This is a genomic window from Pseudomonas sp. P5_A12 (assembly GCF_056400685.1).
Map to the genome: position 1 here is coordinate 1 of NZ_JBFUKU010000388.1, position 4,128 is coordinate 4,128.

Sequence of the window (4,128 nt, forward strand, 5' to 3'; positions counted from 1 at the left end):
AGATGGACCTGGATCTTTGGTGCACCGGAGAGAGCGCGCATCAAGTGCCCTCCCCTTTGCGCCCTGCATGGCTAACGACGCGTTTCAGGCTGGACTTGAGTCCCACCGGGCTCAGCCATATGCGCATGGTGGCCGAATTGATCGATGCCGACTCCGGGGCGGAAATAGGAACCCTGCGCCGCAACAGCGCCTTTCGGGTGCAACAACAAGGACACCGCTTGCACGTTAATGTTGAGCGCAGCGCCAAAGGCGAAACGGACAGCACGATTCCTGAACTGACGAACACACTGGGCCTGTTTATTTTCCGGCCAGACAGCAGCCTGAGTTACTGGATGCGATCATTGTCCGAAACGCGTTACCTGTTCGATGATGGTAATGACATGTTCCTTTTGTGCAGTAAACGGTGACACCGGCGAACGCCATCGTTCAGGACCACATACACGCCTAATCTCTTGATACAGGGGAAACGGGATGACCGAAAAAACAGCGCGCCAATGCTGGTCATGGGTCCTCCCCTTCCTGCTCGCCATCAGTCTCGCGCTGACAGCGGGATGTTCCGGCAAAACGTCCAGGCATCGCAATTCGACTGCAAGCTCGGGCTCCAATTGCTATGCAAAGGCGCTACCCACTGCCGGTGAAGGTGGCCTGGCATGGGGCTCCTCCCTGAGTATTGCCCGCCAAAAATCCATGAATAATTGCATACGCTATGCCGGCCGCTCCGGTGGCACGCCGAACACCTGCCAAGTGGTATTGGCGGAGTGCAAAAATTGATAGCGGTAGAAAGCAGGCACTGATAGCGAACCCGGCCGATTCACAGTGGTCACAACAAGTGATGGCATCGCGCCTTGGGTTTCCTGCATTCCAGCGCGACGCTTGCGAACCACACATATCAGGGTGCGCCGGATAACTTCAGTCGGTTCGGTTCCTGTCTGACGCAGGCACTGACCGCTGCTCTCATCCAATGCTCCCCTCTCGGAGTACGGAAATGACTCAATCAACGCGCTTCTTTCTATCGACCTTCCTCGCGTTAGCTACATTGGCCTCGACGAGCCTGCTGAACAGTGCCAGTGCAGAAACCGCAGAGGATCTGAATAAAGACTCTCTGCAAGCATTGGAAATGCTCTACAAGGTCAATCCAACAGCCAAATCCATCTCGCAACAAGCCAAAGCCGTGCTGGTCTTCCCCAAAATCATCAAGGCGGGCCTGGTATTCGGCGGCAGCTATGGCGAAGGCGTATTAATGAAGGGTAAGACCGTCGTGGACTATTACAACTCCGTCAGTGGGTCATGGGGGCTACAGGCGGGCGCTCAGTCCTATGGCTATGCAGTATTTCTGATGAATGATAAAGCGCTGAAATACATCGCTGAAACCAAGGGTTGGGAAGTTGGCGTAGGGCCAACCGTGGTTGTCGTGAATGAAGGGATTGCCAAGAACCTGTCCAGCTCGACGCTGAAAGACGATGCGTATGCATTCATCTTCGATCAGCAAGGGTTAATGGCCGGGGTCAGCATCGAWGGCTCGAAGATTTCCCTGATCAAACGCTAAAAGCGGCCAAGCACGAATCACCCCATCGGTTGCATGCAACCTTTGGGGTGAAGTCCATTAAGTGGAAGCCATCAAGAGCGGCCTACGGAACCTGTGACCGGTAGATTGCCCAGCAACTTGAGCCCCGTGGTTTTCACGAAAGCGTCATAGTCCATTGGTCTCTCAATACGGGTTTCTGCATTGGGCAACACGTACGCCCAGGCACGCTGGGACGATGCGTCGTAGACCAGCTTGAACAGGCGCGTCGGCACCCAGACCTTGTTGTCGCCAATGGTGGTGTGGCCCGGGTCAAACAGCGGGCCGGTAAACACATAAACATTGCCCTCGGCGCGCTTGGCAAACTTCCTGACGTCAGACTCGACCTTGCTCCAGATCTTCCGGTTGTTGGTGGGGTCTTGCGGCACCATGTTCGACAGCGCAAAGGACTGGGCCATGGCATTGGGGTTCGGTGCATCGGCCGCCGGGGATTGATGACCACGGTCCACCGCCGGATGTTGGCTACGGTAGTCGCTCAACTCTGCCCGCCCGCTCTTGGGAATGCGCGGGTCCGGGTAGAACTGGTTGGTGCGCTCTTCCCCTTTGGCATCCTGAAGCTGGGCGGYATTGAGACGCTCGACCACTACCAGCGGCGTCTTGCTGGTTTGCGAGTACAGCACCGCGAAGTGGTCGGAACACAGGGCCAAGGGGTTCATGGTTGCAGGCACAGTGGCCATGTTGATCGGTCTGGCTGCCGGAAACAGATCTGCACAGCCGTCGAATGATGCCTGTCTCTGCTTGTTTGAATAAAGGTCCAGCGCCGCGCTCTTGCTGATCGAGCCCGAGCGGGACACGTGTTCCTGTGCCTGGGTGGGCGGCTTGATCAGATCCAGCAGGCTGCGGGCTTCTGCCCCGGTGGAAAGCAAAACAAGGGCCGACAGCCCAACTGCAATTTTGCGTAGGTACATGCGTTAGATCTTCAAATGGAGTTGAGAGGAAAACGTACGGCGGGTCCCGATCACGGAACCAGGTGCAGGCGCTAGCAGATTACATGACGGGGTACATGCTTTTACTGTCCTTGATCAAACTACCGATGCGGTCCGGTCGGCTCCGAAAGTACGAGCGCTGATGCTCGTGCGGGGTTTATTGACCACCACAAATGCCATTAGTGCAGAGCGGCGTTGGCATTCTACTCGCTCATACACGTTGAGGAAGCGATCAACATAGTACGGTGAGAAGCGGACGCCAAAGGCCAGAATATTGCGCTGGCTGCTCTCAAAAAAGAATCTTTCTCAAGCAAGTGTTTGGTAATTCATCACATTTGCGTATGATATTGATTCTCAAATAACACCAATCAAATGTGAGCTCACATGTCCGCCCCCACCCTCCAGTGTTCAAAAAACTCCGTTACGCCGCGCGCGCCATCGGCACTGCGCCCTTTGGCTCTCGCAGTGCACATGYTGACAGCCGGTATTGCCTTCGTTGCGCCCTCGGTGCAGGCGGCGGAACAGACTGAGCAGACCGAGACGGGCAGCTCTGTGACCTTGCCGGCTATCGCTATCACAGAGGCTGCCACGGGTGAACGCCTTGGCGTCACCGAAGGCACCCACTCATACACGACTGACGCGGCACAAACGGCCACACCGTTTGACATTTCTCTGCGGGACACGCCGCAGTCAGTCAGCGTCGTCACCCAACAGCGCATACAGGACCAGAATCTGCAGACGATCCTCGACGTGGTAAACAATGCCACCGGTGTGTCGGTCAACCGCTACGAAACCAGCCGGGCGCAGTTCAACGCCCGAGGCTTTGAACTCAACTCGCTGATGATCGATGGCGTGCCCACCATCTTCGAACAGCCATGGAGTTCAGGGGAGATTTTCAGCAGCCTGGCCATGTATGACCGCGTGGAAATAGTACGTGGCGCCAACGGTTTGATGACCGGTGCCGGCGATCCTTCCGCGACCATCAATATGGTGCGCAAGCGCGCCAGCAGTACTGAACTGACGGGTTCGGTAGAACTGAGCGGCGGCACRTGGGACACCTATGGCGCGCTAGCCGATGTGTCCGCTGCGCTGAACGAGGAAGGCACTATCCGCGGACGGGTGGTCGCCGAGACTAACGACGGTGACACGTGGATTCATCTGAACTCGAACAAGCGCCAAACCTTCTACGGCACCATGGATATCGACCTGACTCCAGACACCACGCTCTGGTTCGGTCTGAGCCATCAAGAAAACAGCGCCGACTCGCCGATGTGGGGCGGTCTGCCAGTGTGGTACGCAGACGGCAGCCGCACCAACTGGAGCCGCTCGAAGACAACCTCCGCCGACTGGAGCAAGTGGGACACCACCTTCGATACTTACTTCGTCAATCTCGATCACACCTTTGCCAACGACTGGCAAGCTCACCTCAGCTACAACCGTGGCGAGCGCACCGGCGACTCTTCCCTGCTGTACCTTTCCGGCAATCCAGGCAGGAACGGTAGCGCCCCTATGTCTTCATTCCCGGCGACCTACAAGACCAAGACCACCCAGGACGACTACGGCATCCGCTTCGATGGTCCGTTCTCGATGTTGGGTCGTCAGCACGAAGCGGCCTTTGGT

At 56.8% G+C, this 4,128-nt stretch carries 5 protein-coding genes; 4 read left to right on the forward strand and 1 reads right to left on the reverse strand.

Annotation, left to right across the window (positions count from 1 at the left end; all coding sequences use genetic code 11):
* The 3 genes from AC1DSG_RS28450 to AC1DSG_RS28460 form a co-directional block, all read left to right on the forward strand.
* Positions 1-407: hypothetical protein (locus AC1DSG_RS28450; protein WP_477793848.1), on the forward strand; the 407-nt coding region annotated here is incomplete at its 5' end.
* A gap of 64 nt (positions 408-471) precedes the next feature.
* A complete protein-coding gene (locus AC1DSG_RS28455) occupies positions 472-771 on the forward strand; it encodes a hypothetical protein (protein ID WP_477793849.1) in 300 nt (99 codons plus the stop codon).
* 214 nt (positions 772-985) lie between these two features.
* Positions 986-1,546, forward strand: coding sequence for a lipid-binding SYLF domain-containing protein (locus AC1DSG_RS28460; protein WP_477793850.1), 561 nt, complete (start codon positions 986-988; stop codon positions 1,544-1,546).
* Positions 1,547-1,617: 71 nt separating this feature from the next.
* On the opposite strand, the gene AC1DSG_RS28465 is transcribed toward AC1DSG_RS28460, so the two are convergent.
* Positions 1,618-2,490 carry a DNA/RNA non-specific endonuclease gene (locus tag AC1DSG_RS28465; RefSeq protein ID WP_477793851.1) on the reverse strand — a complete coding sequence of 291 codons (873 nt, stop codon included), beginning with the start codon at positions 2,488-2,490 and terminating at the stop codon, positions 1,618-1,620.
* Between the two features lie 489 nt (positions 2,491-2,979).
* Here AC1DSG_RS28465 and AC1DSG_RS28470 point away from each other — a divergent pair.
* The coding region (locus AC1DSG_RS28470) for a TonB-dependent siderophore receptor (protein ID WP_477793852.1) at positions 2,980-4,128 on the forward strand (1,149 nt) is incomplete at its 3' end.